14 protein-coding genes are annotated in these 15,256 nt (G+C 71.7%); 9 read left to right on the top strand and 5 right to left on the bottom strand.

Going from position 1 to position 15,256, the window contains the following annotated elements; genetic code table 11:
• Positions 1 to 3: 3 nt before the first annotated feature.
• Complete coding sequence (locus OG230_RS10550; protein ID WP_328909904.1) at positions 4 to 1,200, top strand: lipid-transfer protein; 1,197 nt, start codon at positions 4 to 6, stop codon at positions 1,198 to 1,200.
• Positions 1,201 to 1,255: 55 nt separating this feature from the next.
• Positions 1,256 to 2,686 (top strand): MFS transporter, encoded by a 1,431-nt coding sequence (locus OG230_RS10545; RefSeq protein WP_328909903.1) that lies wholly within the window; start codon positions 1,256 to 1,258, stop codon positions 2,684 to 2,686.
• Between the two features lie 9 nt (positions 2,687 to 2,695).
• On the opposite strand, the gene OG230_RS10540 is transcribed toward OG230_RS10545, so the two are convergent.
• From OG230_RS10540 to OG230_RS10525, 4 genes are read right to left on the bottom strand one after another with little or no spacing between them, the layout of a single operon-like run.
• Complete coding sequence (locus tag OG230_RS10540) at positions 2,696 to 3,301, bottom strand: response regulator transcription factor (RefSeq protein ID WP_328909902.1); 606 nt, start codon at positions 3,299 to 3,301, stop codon at positions 2,696 to 2,698.
• On the bottom strand, positions 3,298 to 4,518 hold the full coding sequence (locus OG230_RS10535) for an ATP-binding protein (protein ID WP_443051529.1): 1,221 nt from the start codon (positions 4,516 to 4,518) through the stop codon (positions 3,298 to 3,300). Before OG230_RS10535 ends, OG230_RS10540 begins: the two co-directional genes overlap by 4 nt.
• Positions 4,519 to 4,529: 11 nt before the next feature.
• The gene (locus OG230_RS10530; protein WP_328909900.1) at positions 4,530 to 5,255 is read right to left on the bottom strand and encodes an ABC transporter permease; all 726 of its coding nucleotides are present in this window, start codon (positions 5,253 to 5,255) and stop codon (positions 4,530 to 4,532) included.
• Positions 5,255 to 6,205, bottom strand: a complete 951-nt coding sequence (locus OG230_RS10525) for an ABC transporter ATP-binding protein (RefSeq protein ID WP_443051528.1) — start codon at positions 6,203 to 6,205, stop codon at positions 5,255 to 5,257. Before OG230_RS10525 ends, OG230_RS10530 begins: the two co-directional genes overlap by 1 nt.
• A 279-nt stretch (positions 6,206 to 6,484) precedes the next feature.
• Here OG230_RS10525 and OG230_RS10520 point away from each other — a divergent pair, with 279 nt between their 5' ends.
• The 3 genes from OG230_RS10520 to OG230_RS10510 are packed head-to-tail and all read left to right on the top strand — an operon-like array spanning position 6,485 to position 9,429.
• Positions 6,485 to 7,339: a MaoC/PaaZ C-terminal domain-containing protein gene (locus tag OG230_RS10520; protein ID WP_328909899.1), complete on the top strand. Its 855-nt coding sequence runs from the start codon at positions 6,485 to 6,487 to the stop codon at positions 7,337 to 7,339.
• A 25-nt stretch (positions 7,340 to 7,364) separates the two neighbouring features.
• Positions 7,365 to 8,441, top strand: a complete 1,077-nt coding sequence (locus OG230_RS10515; protein WP_328909898.1) for a Zn-dependent alcohol dehydrogenase — start codon at positions 7,365 to 7,367, stop codon at positions 8,439 to 8,441.
• Positions 8,442 to 8,481: 40 nt separating this feature from the next.
• Complete coding sequence (locus tag OG230_RS10510; protein WP_328909897.1) at positions 8,482 to 9,429, top strand: 3-oxoacyl-ACP reductase; 948 nt, start codon at positions 8,482 to 8,484, stop codon at positions 9,427 to 9,429.
• Between the two features lie 377 nt (positions 9,430 to 9,806).
• On the opposite strand, the gene OG230_RS10505 is transcribed toward OG230_RS10510, so the two are convergent.
• A complete protein-coding gene (locus OG230_RS10505; RefSeq protein ID WP_328909896.1) occupies positions 9,807 to 11,099 on the bottom strand; it encodes a hypothetical protein in 1,293 nt (430 codons plus the stop codon).
• A gap of 198 nt (positions 11,100 to 11,297) precedes the next feature.
• Here OG230_RS10505 and OG230_RS10500 point away from each other — a divergent pair, with 198 nt between their 5' ends.
• The 4 genes from OG230_RS10500 (at position 11,298) to OG230_RS10485 (ending at position 15,256) form a co-directional block, all read left to right on the top strand.
• Entirely contained in the window at positions 11,298 to 12,341 is a 1,044-nt protein-coding gene (locus tag OG230_RS10500; RefSeq protein ID WP_328909895.1) for an ABC transporter substrate-binding protein, read from the top strand.
• Positions 12,342 to 12,426: 85 nt separating this feature from the next.
• Positions 12,427 to 13,263 (top strand): Nif3-like dinuclear metal center hexameric protein, encoded by an 837-nt coding sequence (locus tag OG230_RS10495; protein WP_328909894.1) that lies wholly within the window; start codon positions 12,427 to 12,429, stop codon positions 13,261 to 13,263.
• Positions 13,260 to 14,003, top strand: a complete 744-nt coding sequence (locus tag OG230_RS10490; RefSeq protein ID WP_328911363.1) for a zinc ribbon domain-containing protein — start codon at positions 13,260 to 13,262, stop codon at positions 14,001 to 14,003. Before OG230_RS10495 ends, OG230_RS10490 begins: the two co-directional genes overlap by 4 nt.
• Complete coding sequence (locus OG230_RS10485; protein WP_328909893.1) at positions 14,003 to 15,256, top strand: bifunctional RNase H/acid phosphatase; 1,254 nt, start codon at positions 14,003 to 14,005, stop codon at positions 15,254 to 15,256. Before OG230_RS10490 ends, OG230_RS10485 begins: the two co-directional genes overlap by 1 nt.

Raw genomic sequence — 15,256 nt, 5'->3', positions numbered from 1 at the left:
CCCATGAAGGCATACATCGTCGGCGTCGGCATGACGAAGTTCGAGAAGCCCGAGACCCGCGACTGGCAGTACTGGGACATGGCGAAGGAGGCCGGCACCAAGGCCCTCGACGACGCGGGAGTCCGGTACGAACAGGTCGAGCAGGTCCCCGTCGGCTACTGCTTCCAGCCCTCCACCGCGGGACAGCGCGCCGTCTACGAACTCGGACTGACCGGGGTGCCCGTCTACAACGTCAACAACAACTGCGCCACCGGCTCCACGGCGCTCATGATGGCCCGCCAGTTCGTCGAGGGCGGCATCAGCGACTGCGTACTCGCCCTCGGCTTCGAGAAGATGACACGCGGCTCGCTCGGCGGCGGTGGTGCCGACGGCGGCGCGGCGGACTTCAAGACCTCACCCGTCGCCCGGCACTACGGCATCATGGCCGCCGCCCACGGCTTCGAGATGTCCCCGCCCACCGCCCAGATCTTCGGCAACGCGGCCCGCGAACACATGCAGCGGTACGGGACGACGGAGGCCCAGCTCGCGGCGGTCGGAGCCAAGAACCACCGTCACTCGGCGAACAATCCCTACGCCCAGTTCCAGGACCCGTACACCGTCGAGGAGGTCCTCGCCGCCAGGACCGTCCACCACCCCCTGACCAAACTCCAGTGCTCACCCACCTCGGACGGCTCGGCCGCCGCCGTCGTCGTGTCGGAACGCTTCGTCGAGCAGCACGGGCTCTGGCACAAGGCCGTGGAGATCGCCGGCCAGGCCATGACCACCGACACCGGCGACTCCTTCGCCTCCGGCACCTGCATCGACGCCGTCGGAGCACCCATGTCCCGGGCCGCGGCCCAGCAGGTCTACGCGGCCACCGGGCTCTCGGCCGAGGACCTCGACGTCATCGAACTGCACGACTGCTTCTCCATCAACGAACTCCTCACCTACGAGGCGCTCGGCCTCTGCGGAGAGGGCGAGTCGGGCAAGCTCGTCGAGTCCGGGGCCACCACCTACGGGGGCCGCTGGGTCGTCAACCCCTCCGGCGGCCTGATCTCCAAGGGCCACCCGCTGGGCGCCACCGGCATCGCCCAGGCCGCCGAACTGACCTGGCAGCTCCGGGGCGAGGCGGGCGCCCGCCAGGTACCCGGCGCCCGCACCGGCCTCGCCCACAACATCGGACTGGGCGGCGCCGCCGTCGTGACAGTCCTACGCCGCTAGACCGAGCCCGAGTCCGGCCCGAAACCGATGTACGGAGCACCGGCCGACTGGGACCATGACACCCATGGCTGACGTCTCGACACCCACGCGCATACCCGACCGAAGAGCGACCAGCACGTGGGCCGTGGTACTCGCCGCCTGTACCGGCCAGTTCCTCGTCGTCCTCGACATGTCCGTCGTCAACGTCGCCCTGCCGTCCATGGGTACCGACCTGGCGCTGAGCGGCGCCGCGCTCCAATGGGTCGTCAACGCCTACGCGATCGCGTTCGCCGGATTCATGCTCCTCGGCGGACGGGCGGCCGACATATACGGCCGCAAGCGGATGTTCCTCATCGGCCTCGGCGTGTTCACCGCGGCCTCCGTGGCCGGCGGACTCGCCCAGGAGGGCTGGCAGTTGCTGGCCGCGCGTGCGGCACAGGGCCTCGGCGCCGCCGTGCTCTCCCCGGCCACCCTCACCATCCTCACCTCCGCCGTCCCCGAGGGGCCCGCCAGGACCAGGGCCATCGGCACCTGGATGGCGGTCGGCGCCGGCGGCGGCGCGGCCGGCGGGCTGATCGGCGGGGCGCTCACCGAAGCCTTCTCCTGGCGCTGGGTGCTGCTGATCAACGTGCCCGTCGGCGCCCTCGTCCTGATCGGCGCCGCACTCCGGCTCGCGGAGAGCCGGGCGGGCGTCCGGCGCCGCGTCGACCTGCCCGGCGCCGTGCTCGTCACGGCGGGCCTCGCCACGGTGGCGTACGGCATCGCGCAGACCGAAGCGGAGGGCTGGACCGCCGTCGCCACCCTCGTACCCCTGTTGTCCGGGCTCGCGCTGCTCGCCGTGTTCGTGCTGGTCGAGGCCCGGACGGCGGCCCCGTTGATGCCTCTGCGGGTGCTCGGCGTACGCGCGGTGTCGTCGGCGAACGTGGCCATGTTCATGATGGGGTCCGCGACGCTCTGCATGTGGTACTTCGTGACGATCTACGCGCAGAACGTGCTCGGGTACAGCCCGCTCCAGGCCGGACTCGCCCTGATGCCCACGTCCGCCGCCGTCGTCATCGGCTCCAAACTCGCCCCCCGCCTCATGGTGCGCACGGGCGCGAAGAACCTGGCCGTGATCGGGGTGCTGATCACCGCCGCGGGCTTCGGCTGGCAGTCGACGATGAGCGTCGACGGCTCCTACCTCACCACGATCTGCCTCCCCGGCCTCCTGATGATGGGCGGCGCGGGCCTCGCCTCCACCCCACTGGCCACCCTCGCCACGTCGGGCGCGGAGCCCGAGGACGCCGGACTCGTCTCGGGACTGGTCAACACCTCGCGCACGATGGGCGGGGCGCTCGGCCTCGCCGTACTGTCCACCGTGGCCGCCGCCCGCACCGGCGGCTCCGTCGCGCAGGCCGAGATCACGGCCGGCTACGCCCTGGCGTTCCGGGCCGCCTGTGCGGTGCTGCTCGCCGGGGTGGTGCTCATGCTGCTCTGGCTGCCGGGGCACCGGTCCCGGAAGGCGTGACCGGAACCGCTACAACCACCCCTGCTGACGCGCCGCCCGCACCGCCTCCATGCGGTTGCGGGTGCCCGTCTTGCCGATCGCGGACGACAGGTAGTTGCGGACCGTCGACTCGGACAGACGCAGCTTCACCGCGATGTCGGCGACCGTCGCCCCGTCCACCGAGGCGTTCAGCGCATCGCGTTCCCGCGCCGTCAGAGGGCTGGGCCCCGCACCGAGGGCCGCCGCCGCGAGCGCAGGATCGATCACGGTCTCGCCCCGCAGCACCTTCCGGATCGTCTGGGCGAGCTCCTCGACCGGCCCGTCCTTGACCAGGAAACCGGTCGCCCCGGCCTCCATGGCCCGGCGCAGATATCCCGGCCGGCCGAAGGTCGTGAGGATCAGCACCCGGCAGTCCGGCGCCTCGTCGCGCAGCAGCGCAGCGGCGTCCAGCCCGCTCATGCCCGGGAGTTCGATGTCGAGCAGGGCCACATCGGGCCGCGAGAGCAGGGCCGCGTCCACGATCTCGTCACCGGCGCCCACCTGCGCGACGACCTCGATGTCCTCCTCCAGCCCCAGCAGCAGCGCGAGCGCGCCCCGCATCATGCCCTGGTCCTCGGCGAGGAGAACTCTGATCATCGCGCGTGCTCCGTCTCTGCTGACTCGACCACCGGCAACACGGCGGTCACCCGGAACCCGCCGCGTTCCACCGGACCCGCCTCCAGTGAACCGCCGGCCGCCGCGAGGCGTTCGGTGAGTCCCTTGAGTCCGGTGCCGGTACGGGCGGGCGCATCCTGCTCCGAGCGTACGCCGGGACCGTTGTCGGTGATCTTCAGGCGGACGCGTTCCGGGGAGCCCTCCACCTCTATCTCGCAGCGGGAAGCGGCGCTGTGCCGGACCGCGTTGGTGACCGATTCCCGGACCACCCAGCCCAGTAGCGCCTCGCTCTGGGCCGGGAGCGGCGGCCCGGACTGCCGTACGACGGGCTCGATCCCGGCGGCGGAGAGAGCCGAGCGGGCCCGGTCCATCTCGGTGGCCAGGCTGCCTTCGCGGTAACCGGTGACCGCTTCGCGGATCTCCGTGAGGGCCTGGCGGCCGACCGACTCGATGTCGGAGACCTGTTCCAGCGCCGCGCCCAGGTCGCGCGGTGCGAGCCGGCGTGCGGCCTCGGACTTCACGACGATCACCGACAGGGTGTGGCCCAGCAGATCGTGCAGATCCCGCGAGAAGCGCAGCCGTTCCTTCTCCACCGCCGTGCGGGCCAACTCCTCGCGGGTTTCCCGGAGTTCCTTGACGGTCTCGGAGAGCGCGAGGATCGCCGCCGTCACCATCGCGGAGATGAACGTCCCGTACGCGATGTTGATGGCGCCCCAGCCGTCCCGGAGCCCCGCGATCAGCCCGGCCAGCACGCTCAAGCCCAGGACGACCGGGCCCAGGTATCTGCCCCGCGTGATCGAGCCCGTGGCGAGGCCGAGAAGCATGAAGAAGAGCAGCCAGCTGCCGCCGTACGCGAGAGCGAGGGCGCAGGTGACCGCGCCCAGCGCGACCAGGGCCCAGCGGGTGCGGGGAGCCTCCCGGCTCTCCTTGTGGAAGGCCCGGAACACCACATAGATGTAGAGGGAGTTGAAGGTGATGATGCCGATCCCGCCGACCCAGGGATTGGACGTCTTGCCCTGGAGGAGGTTGGAGAAGGAGCCCATCCCCATCAGCAGCCAGGGCAACATCGCGAAGCCGTTGGGCGGCCCCATGTGCTCGGGCCTCCTCCCGGTGCGCTTCCCCGCCTTCCGGAGCGCCTTCGTGTGCTTCGCCCGGAAGTCGGCCTTCCAGGCGGCGTACTGCTCGCTCATCACCCGCATCGTCACTCCCGTCAGGCGGTCCGGCCGGCACTGCGGTACGAGACCACAGCGTACGAGCCGAAGATCAGGAGCCAGCCGGTCAGGACGGCGAGCGTGGCGGGGCCGGGCGCCGATCCGCCGGTCACCGCCCAGCCGAGCTCGGCGAAGCGGTTGGCAGGGGTGTACGCGGCCACCGAGGCCAGCCACTCGGGGAACAGTTCGAGGGGGAACCAGAGTCCGCCGACGACCGACAGCGCCATCAGGCCGACCGTGTTCGCCACGCCCATGGTCTGGGGGCTCAGCCGGTAGCCGTTGCCGAGCCCGAGCAGGGTGAAGGGGAGCGCCCCGGCCCACAGGACGAAGGTGAGCGCCACCCACTGCCAGGCGTCCAGCCGCACGCCGTTGACCAGCGCGCCCGCGGCGAGCACCGCGACGATCCCGGGCAGTACGGTCACCGAGCCGCTGACGGCCCGCCCCGTCACCACCCGCGAGGGGGCGAGCGGGGTGACGCGCAGCTGCCGCAGCCAGCCGTTCGCCCGGTCCGTGGAGACCCCGATGCCCGCGCTCATGGCCGCGCCGAGCGCGCCGTACGCCGCCATGCCGACCATGGCGGTGACCTTCCACGCTGCGGAATCCTCGTCGCCGGCACCGATGTTGGTGAAGAGCAGGTACATCGCCACCGGCATACCGATGCCGAAGATCATGAACATCGTGTCGCGCAGCGTGCGCCGCATTTCGAGCTTGATGTACTCCAGCATCAGACCGTCTCGCTTTCCTGGGCGTCCTCGTGGGCGTTCTCGTGTGCGGTGCCGTCGTGTGCGGTGAGCGAGAGGAAGGCGTCCTCCAGGCTCGCGGGGGAGACCTCCAGGCGCCGGAACGCGCCGCGCGCGACCAGGGCCCTGACCGTGGCGTCCGAGTCGTCGCTGCGGAGCCGCGCACGGTCCCCGCGGATCTCGACGGACGTGACACCGGGCAGCCGGGCGAGCCCCTCCGTGCCGCGCCCTTCGAGGTCGAAGGCGACGAGGCTGCCGCCGACCGACTGCTTGATGTGCTCGCCGCTGCCGTCCGCCACGATCCGGCCCGCGTCGAGGACGACGATGCGGTCGGCGTTCTCGTCGGCCTCCGCCAGATAGTGCGTGGAGAAGAGCACGGTGTTGCCCCGGGCTGCGTACGAGCGCATCGACACCCAGAACGCCCGCCGGGCCTCCACGTCGAGCGCGACGGTCGGCTCGTCGAGGACCAGCAGCTCGGGGTTGCCCGCCAGCGCCACCGCGAAGCGCACCCGTTGGGCCTGGCCGCCCGAGAGCTTGTCGACGCGCCTCCCGGCGAATCCGGTGAGTCCGGCCAGCGCCAGCGCCTCGGCGACCGGCATCGGCCGCGGGTACGTCGAGGCGACGAACGCGACCAGTTCGTGCACGGTGACCCGGGGCACCCCGGAGCCGTCCTGGAGCATCGCGCCGACCCGTCCCGCCCGCACCGCCCACCCCGGGGTGTTCCCGAAGAGCCGCACCCGTCCGGCGTCGGGCTCGTTCAGGCCGAGGAGGAGGGCGATGGCGGAGGATTTGCCCGCGCCGTTCCGGCCGAGCAGGGCGACGGTCTCGCCGCGCCGTACGTCGAGGTCGATGCCGTCCACGGCCCGTACGGCGCCGTAGTTCTTGACCGCCCCGTCGAAGTTCACCACGGATGCGGAGTCCGGTGTCTGCGTCATGCCGTCGACGGTACGGAGCGGGCGGCCACCTCCGGCAGATGCGGATGTACGGACTCGGCCGTGACAAATGTACTGGCCCGCCCCCGACCGAATCTGACGTGACGTCAGCGGTATTCACAACTGCTGGGGCTTGCGTTATACATAGGGCCATCGGCCCTAGAACACGTTCTAGAAGACGTCCGGGCCGGTCCGCACACGACCTCGGTGCGGCCGACGGTGCGGACGGCCGTGCCGGGGTCTCTCCGCCAGCAGGACCAACCATCAAGGAGCAGCATTCCCATGCCCATTGATGCCGAGAAGGCGGTCGCCGCCGAACCGAGGACCGCCGAGATCCGCTGGGACCACAAGGACATCCAGCTCTACCACCTCGGCCTCGGCGCGGGCACCCCCGCCACCGACCCCGGCGAGCTGCGCTACACCCTGGAGTCCAGGCTCCATGTGCTCCCGAGCTTCGCCACCGTCGCGGGCGCGGGCATGGGTGTCGTGGGCGGGCTCTCCTCACCGGGCGTCGACATCGACCTCGCCGCCGTCCTGCACGGCGCCCAGTCCGTTCGGGTGCACCGGCCGATCCCGGTACGGGGAAGCGCCGTACAGACCTCGAAGGTCGCCGCGGTGTACGACAAGGGCAAGGCGGCCGTCCTCGTGCTGCGTACCGAGGCGGCCGACGACGACGGCCCCTTGTGGACCAACGAGGCCCAGATCTTCGTCCGGGGAGAGGGCGGCTTCGGTGGCGAGCGCGGGCCCTCCACGAAGGTCTCCCTGCCGGCCGTCGTCCCGGACCACACGGTGGAGCGGCGCGTCCGCGAGGACCAGGCGCTGCTGTACCGGCTCTCCGGGGACTGGAACCCGCTCCACGCCGACCCGGAGTTCGCGGCCCTGGCCGGCTTCGACCGGCCGATCCTGCACGGACTGTGCACCTACGGCATGACGCTCAAGGCCGTCGCCGACACGGTGCTCGGCGGAGACGTCGGCAGGATCCGCTCCTTCAGTGCCCGCTTCGCCGGGGTCGCCTTCCCCGGCGAGACCCTCCGCATCGAGATGTGGACCGGGGAGGGGACGGTCTCGGTGGCGGTGAGCGCCGTCGAACGGGACGGCGCACCGGTTCTCGACAGCACGCTCGTCGAACACTCCTGAACAACTCCATGAGGGGAGCCGCACCATGCGCGCAGCCGTACTGCACGAGATAGGCCAGGACAAGCTGGAAGTCCTCGACGACGTCGAGGCGGTGGGCTTCGGTCCCGGCAAGGTCAAGCTCCGCATCAAGGCCGCCGGACTCTGTCACTCCGACGTCTCCGCGATGAGCGGGGTGCTCCCGCAGCCCGCCCCCTTCGTCCCCGGGCACGAGGGCGCGGGCGAGGTCATCGACGTCGGAGACGGAGTGACCGGACTCAGCCAGGGGGACCGCGTGGTGGTCTGCTGGCTGCCCGCCTGCGGCGCGTGCCCCTCCTGCAAGCGCGGCCAGACCCACCTCTGTCTGGCCAGCCTCATGAACGCGGGCACCCCCAACTTCAGGCGCCCCGGCGGGGACGTGTTCGGCATGGCCGGGAGCGGCACCTTCACCGAAGAGGTCGTCGTCGGCGCCGGCTGTGCGGTGCCGATCCCCGACGACGTGCCCTTCGACATCGCCGCGCTGATCGGCTGCGGCGTCACCACCGGGCTCGGAGCCGCCATCAACACCGCCCAGGTGGAGGCCGGTTCGTCGGTCGCCGTGATCGGCTGCGGAGGAGTCGGCATCTCCACGATCCAGGGCGCGCGGGTCCAGGGCGCGGCCCAGATCGTCGCCGTCGACCCGGTCGCCTCGCGTCGTGAGGCGGCGCTGCGGTTCGGTGCCACCGAGGCGGTGTCACCGGACGGGTTCGCCGACGCCAAACAGCGGATCACCGGAGGCGAGGGCTTCGACTACGTCTTCGAGGTCGTCGGGAAGTCGGTGACGGCCCGCACGGCGTACGAGAACACCCGGCGCGGAGGCACGCTCTGCGTCGTCGGCGCGGGCGCGATGGACGACAACTTCCAGGCCAACATGTTCGAGCTGTTCTTCGACGAGAAGCGGATCCTGCCCTCCATGTACGGCGGAGGGGACGTGCTCCGTTCCTACGAGCGGGCCATCGCCCTGTGGCGCGCGGGACGCATCGACCTCGAATCGATGATCACCCACCGGGTGCGGCTCGACGGTGTCAACGACGCCCTGGACCAGATGAGGACCGGCGAGTCGCTGCGTACCTGCATCCAGCTCTGACCTCCCCACCGATCTACCGAGAAGGACGCTGAGGACTGCGATGTCACATCCCCTTCCGCTGGAGGGCCTGGCCGCGATCGTCACCGGTGCGGGCCGCGGCCTCGGGCGCGCCGAAGCCCTGGAACTGGCGCGGCTCGGCGCGGCCGTCGTCGTCAACGACTACGGGCAGCCGGGCCGTGACGGCTCCGGCGAGGCATCGGCCGCCCCCGCCGAGGAGGTCGCCGCGGAGATCCGGGCCGCGGGCGGCCGGGCGGTCGCGCACCTCGGCGACGTCTCCGACCACGAGCAGGCCCGCGCGCTCGTCGAACTGGCCGTGGCCACCTACGGAAAGCTCGACGTCCTCGTCAACAACGCGGGCATCCTGCGCGACCGGATGGTCTTCTCGATGACGGAGGACGAGTGGGACTCCGTCATCCGGGTCCACCTGAAGGGCCACTTCAACACCACGCACTTCGCCGCGGCCCACTGGCGCGCCCGCTCCAAGGAGGCCGGCGGTCCCGTCTACGGGCGGATCGTCAACACCTCGTCCGAGGCGTTCCTCGCGGGGTCGGCGGGGCAGCCGAACTACGCGGCGGCCAAGGGCGGCATCGTCGGCCTCACGACCTCCACCGCGCAGGCCCTGGCCAGGTACGGAGCCACGGCCAACGCCATCTGCCCGCGCGCCCGCACACGGATGACCGAGGACGTCTTCGCCGGCTTCCAGGAACCCGCCGACGGCAGTCTCGACGCCCTCGCTCCCGAGCACGTGTCGCCGCTCGTCGGCTACTTGGCCTCCCCGGCGGCGGCCAAGGTCAACGGTCAGCTGCTCGTCGTCCACGGCGGCATGGTGGCGATCGTCGAACGGCCCAGGGTGGCGGCGAAGTTCGACTCGACGAAGGAGACGTTCACCTTCGACGAGCTGGACGGGCTGATCACTCCGTACTACGAGGACCGGCCGCCGAACGAGACCTTCGCGGCGGTGGAGGTCCTCGGGCTGAAGCGGGAGTAGAGCGGAACGAGGGAGGGCCGCCACAGCCCGACGGCTGTGGCGGCCCTCCCTCGTTCGGTCCGGATCTCCTGTCGTGCAGCGCGGGCTCAGACCGCTCTGCCACCCCCTTCGGAGGGGCGGCGGTGGCGGCCGTGCGGCTGCGCGGCCGTGTTCTCCATCGACGCACCCCCTCGGTGCTTTCCGGAGCCACCGGCTTCGGCCCGTTGCGCTTCCGCCCCCGGCGGACGCGTCTGGGTCGTGTCGGTTCGGGCTTCAGACATGTGGGAAGTCACCCCGTTGTGATCGCGTACGTGTGTGTCGCAAGCCCCGCCCCCGCCATCCGACGTGGTCACCGTCGGCGACCGCCCCGGTACGGCTGCGTGGCCCAGGCCAGGATTTTAGAGGGTCCGGCCAGGCGCCATGCGCCCCAGAAGAGGCGCCTGCCCCAGGGGAACCGGCTTACACACCACAGGAAGCACACGGGCCGCGGATGGTTGCGCTCCACTTCCGGCCGGGTGATCCGGGACCGTCAGGGGGCAGTTCTCCTCGTCCGCCGGTGCCTCCAGCAGCGCCACCGCGCACGGGGTGCCGGCCTGGGCGTACGGCAGGCGCAGTACGCCGTCCCGGCTCCAGAACCCGGAACCGGCAGGCCATCCCTCGGGTGCCGCGAACTGGTGCAGCCGCCGGCCCGCCGGACGCCACACCCCCACCCAGCTGCCCGCCGCCCCGTCGATCCGCAGGGCCACCGCACAGCTCTCCGGCATCAGCATCTGCCCCGGCTGTACGGCGAAGGGCGTCACCGCGACATCGGCCGGACGCAGGCACTCCGGGAAGCGCACCGGCAGAGTGCTGCCGAGCACGCCCCAGCCGAGCCGGTCGTGGCCCGGCGCGTCGGAGCGGATCAGCAGCAGCCCGCTGTCCGCGTCGGCCAGCAGCAGCCGGTCGTCGCTCCCCGGCGCGATCTGGAGCAGCGGCGTCACCTCGCCGCCGCGTTCCAGATCGACGGCGACGGCCTTCACCGGGCCACCGCCCGGCAGTTGCCGGTCCAGCGCCAGCAGCCGTCCCGCCCGGTCCAGCCACACCCCGCCGGAACAGTGCCCCGGCACATCGGCGACGTGTTCGGGGCCGAAGGCGCCGCCCGCCACCAGCCAGACGGCGGTGGAGCGCTCACCGGGGACCAGGGCGAACACGCTCGCGCCGTCCGGTGACGGCGGAAGCAGCGTCAGGCCGGTGCATTCGACGGCGCCCAGCGGCAGTTCGCCCGTTCCGGGCCCCGTGGGGTAGAGCAGCGAGAAGGCGTGGCGCCCGTCCACCAGCCTCCGGATGAGGACCCGGCCGTCGGCGAGCGGCACGACGTCGGAGTCCCGTTCCTCGGGCTGGTCCAGGGGGAGGGGCACTGCGTACGGCTCGGGTCCGTCCAGCGTCCAGCGCTCCGCGAACCACGCCCGCTCCGCACCGGGCGCTCCCGGGGCGGCCGTGAGCCGGGCCGCGTACGCACCGTTCGCGGTGATCGTGAACGGGGGCTGCGCATACGGAACGGCCGGCGCGGCTTCACCGGGCAGGCCCTCGCCGGCCGCGCCGTCACCCGCAGCAGCGGCTTCCGGCTCTCCGGGCTCGCCCGGTTCCTCGGGCGGGGGCTCCACCGTGTCGGTGGCCCCGGCGGTCTCACCCTCGATGGCACAGGCAGTCATGAAGTCATCACCTCCGGCCACCGAAGCTAGTTTTCGCACTTCCTGCCGAACAACACCAAGGATCCCGCTTCACACATAAGGGTGGCGGTGTCCGTAATCGCCTGAGCGCAGGGGGGCGGTTGTGCTGGGGGGTGAGGGGCGTGGATAAGGTAAGGCATTCCTAAGAAGTGCCTGTGTGACCCACAACTGGAGCAAGTGATGTCCCTTCGACGCCGCGGCACCGCCGCAGTCGGCCTGGCAGTGGCTGCCGCCCTTTCCCTCTCCGCCTGCGGAAGCGGCGACGCCAAGTCCACGGACTCGGCCGGCGCCGAGGCGGGGGCCGACAAGAAGGCCGCCGTGGCCACCGGCGGCGAGGACTTCGGGGACGCGGCGAAGAAGACGGCGGAGTACGGCACCGATGCGAAGGCCGGGACCTTCCCCCGCACCCTCACGCACGCGATGGGCAAGACCGAGCTCAAGGCCGCCCCCAAGCGGGTCGTCGTCCTGGACGTCGGCGAGTTCGACAACGTGGTGTCGCTGGGTGTGAAGCCCGTCGGCTTCGCTCCCTCCGAAGGCGACGCGGCCATCCCGTCGTACCTGGAGAAGGACGCGGGCAGCCCGAAGAACGTCGGCACGATCAACAACCTCAACCTCGAAGCGATCGCGGGCCTCAAGCCGGACCTGATCCTCGGCAGCCAGCTGCGCGCCGCGGACAAGTACGACGAGCTCTCCAAGATCGCGCCGACCGTGTTCTCCATCCGTCCGGGCTTCACCTGGAAGGAGAACTACCTCCTCAACGCGGCGGCGCTGGACAAGACTGCCAAGGCGAAGACGGAGCTGGCGGCCTACGAGGCGAAGGCGAAGAAGCTCGGCGAGGACATCGGCCCGAACAAGCCGACCATCTCCATGGTCCGCTACCTGCCGGACAAGATCCGTCTCTACGCCAAGGCGTCCTTCATCGGCACGATCCTCGAGGACGCCGGTCTGCCCCGGCCCAAGAACCAGCAGATCAACGACCTCGCCGCGGAGATCAGCCCGGAGAAGATCGACGAGGCCGACGCCGACTGGATCTTCACCGGCGTCTACGGCGACGTGAAGGCCACCAAGCGCGACACCGCGCAGGCCAACCCGCTGTGGAAGAACCTGAAGGCGGTCAAGGAAGGCCGGGCCAAGGACGTCTCCGACGAGACCTGGTACCTCGGCCTCGGCGTCACCTCGGCCGACCTGGTCCTCGACGACCTCCGTGCCGACCTCGTGAAGTAACGATTCGTGACCGGCTGCCGGTCGGCCCGTACGGGTCCAGGCAGCCAGGGCCGACGGGGCACGGACGGAAGGTAGCCTTTCCTCCGTGCCCCGTCTGTCTGAAGTCATCGCCGAGCTCGACGCCCTCTGGCCCCCCGAGCGGGCCGAAGGATGGGACGCGGTCGGCACCGTCTGCGGCGACCCCGACGCGCGCGTCGACCGGGTCCTGTTCGCGGTGGACCCCGTCCAGGACGTCGCCGACGAGGCCGTGACCCTCGGCGCCCAGCTGATCGTCACCCACCACCCGCTCTATCTGCGCGGTACGACGACGGTGGCGGCCACCACCTTCAAGGGCCGGGTCGTGCACGGCCTCATCAGCCACGGCATCGCACTGCACGTCGCGCACACCAACGCGGACACGGCTGACCCGGGCGTCTCCGACGCCCTCGCCGGCGCCCTCGACCTGCGCGTCACCGGACCCCTCGTACCGGACGCGACCGACCCCAAGGGGTACCGCGGTCTCGGCCGCATCTGCGAGCTGGACCACCCCGAGACCCTCCGCGAGTTCGCGGCACGCGCCGCGGCCCGCCTGCCCGCCACCGCGCAGGGCATCCGGACGGCCGGCGACCCGGACGCGCTCGTCCGTACCGTCGCCGTGAGCGGCGGGTCGGGCGACGGCCTCTTCGACGCCGTGCGCGCCGCGGGCGTCGACGCCTTCCTCACCGCGGACCTGCGCCACCACCCGGCCTCCGAGGCCGTCCAGCACTCGCCGCTCGGCCTGGTCGATGCCGCACACTGGGCCACCGAGTGGCCCTGGTGCGAGCAGGCCGCCGCACAGCTCGACGCGATTTCCGACCGCCACGGATGGGACCTGCGGGTCCATGTCTCGAAGCAGGTCACCGACCCCTGGACCACCCACCACTCTTCTGGAGCCCCCAACTGAACGCCGCGCCCGCCGACCAGATCCGACTCCTCGAAGTCCAGGCCCTCGACGTACGTCTGTCGCAGGCGTCCCACAAGGCCAGGTCGCTGCCCGAGCACGCCGAGATCGACGCACTCAACAACGACCTCGCCCAGCTGCGTGACCTGCTGGTCGCCTCCCAGACCGAGGAGAGCGACACCACCCGCGAGCAGACCAAGGCGGAGCAGGACGTCGACCAGGTGCGCCAGCGCGCCGTCCGCGACCAGCAGCGGCTCGACTCCGGCGCGGTCTCCTCGCCGAAGGACCTGGAGAGCCTCCAGCGCGAGATCGTCTCGCTCGCCAAGCGCCAGGGCGACCTGGAGGACGTCGTTCTCGAAATCATGGAGCGGCGCGAAGGCGCGCAGGAGCGGGTCACCGAGCTGACCGCACGGGTCTCCGCCGTGCAGGCCAAGCTCGACGACGCGACCGCCCGCCGCGACGCGGCGATCCGGGAGCTGGACGCCGAGGCGGCGACCCTCACGAAGGACCGCGAGGTCGTCGCGGGCGCCGTTCCCGCGGACCTCCTCAAGCTGTACGACAAGCTGCGCGCCCAGCAGGGCGGCGTCGGCGCGGCCCGCCTCTACCAGCGGCGCTGCGAGGGCTGCCGTCTGGAGCTGAACATCACCGAGGTCAACGACGTGAAGGCGGCGTCCCCGGACACCGTCCTGCGCTGCGAGAACTGCCACCGCATCCTGATCCGCACCTCGGAGTCGGGCCTGTAATGCCCGCTTCCCACCAGCTGGTCGTCGAGGCCGACGGCGGCTCCCGGGGCAACCCGGGGCCCGCCGGATACGGCGCCGTCGTCATCGATCCTGAGACGGGCGAACCGCTCGCCGAGACGGCCGAGTACATCGGCGTCGCGACGAACAACGTGGCCGAGTACAAGGGCCTCATCGCCGGACTCAAGGCCGCGAAGGCGCTGTTCCCGTCGGACGACGCACTGCGGGTGCACGTCCGGATGGACTCCAAGCTGGTGGTCGAGCAGATGTCGGGCCGCTGGAAGATCAAGCACCCCGACATGAAGCCGCTGGCGGCGGAGGCCGCCCGGATTCTTCCGTCCGCCGCCGTCACGTACGAGTGGATCCCGCGCGCCGAGAACAAGCACGCGGACCGGCTCGCCAACGAGGCGATGGACGCAGGCAAGCGGGGCAGGCAGTGGGAGCCCTCGTCCTCGACGGCGGCCCTCGACACACCCAGGGCGGTTCCGTCGGCCCTGCCGCCCGTCGGCGGCCCGCCCGGCGACGCCGCGGCCGGTGCCGCGCGGGCCCGCGCGGCCATGGTCCCGCGTACGACGGCCGCTCCGGCAGCCGCCGCCACGCCCCGGGACGGCTGGGGGGCCGCGCCCGACCTGGGAGCGCCCGCCACGTTCGTCCTGCTGCGGCACGGGGAAACGGCCCTCACCCCCGAGAAGCGGTTCTCCGGCAGCGGGGGCAGCGACCCGGAGCTCTCGGCCGTCGGCCGGGGCCAGGCCGAGCACGCCGCGCGGGCGTTCGCGGACCGGGGCACCGTCCAGGAGATCGTCAGCTCGCCGCTGCGCCGCTGCCGCGAGACGGCAGCCGCGGTGGCCGCCCGCCTCGGTCTCGACGTCCGCGTCGACGACGGTCTGCGCGAGACGGACTTCGGTGCCTGGGAGGGCCTGACGTTCGCCGAGGTGCGGGAGCGGTACGCCTCCGACCTGGACGCCTGGCTGGCGTCACCGGACGTGGCCCCCACGGGCGGCGGCGAGAGCTTCACCGTGGTGGCCGAGCGCGTATCGGCCGCCCGTGACCGGCTCGTCGCCCGCTACCAGGGCCGCACCGTGCTCCTGGTCACCCACGTCACCCCGATCAAGACCCTGGTCAGGCTGGCCCTCGGAGCCCCGCCGGAGTCCCTGTTCCGCATGGAGCTCTCGGCGGCGTCCGTCTCGGCCGTGGCCTACTACGCCGACGGCAACGCCTCCGTGCGGCTCCTGAACGACACCTCGCACCTGCGGTAG

It is taken from the genome of Streptomyces sp. NBC_00234, assembly GCF_036195325.1.
In the GTDB taxonomy this organism is placed as follows: Bacteria; Actinomycetota; Actinomycetes; order Streptomycetales; family Streptomycetaceae; genus Streptomyces.
The sequence above is the reverse complement of the archived record's forward strand: the minus strand, read 5'-3'. Positions and strand labels throughout refer to the sequence as shown.

Coding starts and splice junctions, on each gene's coding strand:
- OG230_RS10515 (WP_328909898.1), top strand. CDS start 7,365: ATGCGCGCAGCCGTACTGCACGAGATAGGCCAGGACAAGCTGGAAGTC.
- OG230_RS10520 (WP_328909899.1), top strand. CDS start 6,485: ATGCCCATTGATGCCGAGAAGGCGGTCGCCGCCGAACCGAGGACCGCC.
- OG230_RS10500 (WP_328909895.1), top strand. CDS start 11,298: ATGTCCCTTCGACGCCGCGGCACCGCCGCAGTCGGCCTGGCAGTGGCT.
- OG230_RS10545 (WP_328909903.1), top strand. CDS start 1,256: ATGACACCCATGGCTGACGTCTCGACACCCACGCGCATACCCGACCGA.
- OG230_RS10510 (WP_328909897.1), top strand. CDS start 8,482: ATGTCACATCCCCTTCCGCTGGAGGGCCTGGCCGCGATCGTCACCGGT.
- OG230_RS10485 (WP_328909893.1), top strand. CDS start 14,003: ATGCCCGCTTCCCACCAGCTGGTCGTCGAGGCCGACGGCGGCTCCCGG.
- OG230_RS10530 (WP_328909900.1), bottom strand. CDS start 5,255: ATGCTGGAGTACATCAAGCTCGAAATGCGGCGCACGCTGCGCGACACG.
- OG230_RS10550 (WP_328909904.1), top strand. CDS start 4: ATGAAGGCATACATCGTCGGCGTCGGCATGACGAAGTTCGAGAAGCCC.
- OG230_RS10525 (WP_443051528.1), bottom strand. CDS start 6,205: ATGACGCAGACACCGGACTCCGCATCCGTGGTGAACTTCGACGGGGCG.
- OG230_RS10540 (WP_328909902.1), bottom strand. CDS start 3,301: ATGATCAGAGTTCTCCTCGCCGAGGACCAGGGCATGATGCGGGGCGCG.
- OG230_RS10535 (WP_443051529.1), bottom strand. CDS start 4,518: ATGCGGGTGATGAGCGAGCAGTACGCCGCCTGGAAGGCCGACTTCCGG.
- OG230_RS10505 (WP_328909896.1), bottom strand. CDS start 11,099: ATGACTGCCTGTGCCATCGAGGGTGAGACCGCCGGGGCCACCGACACG.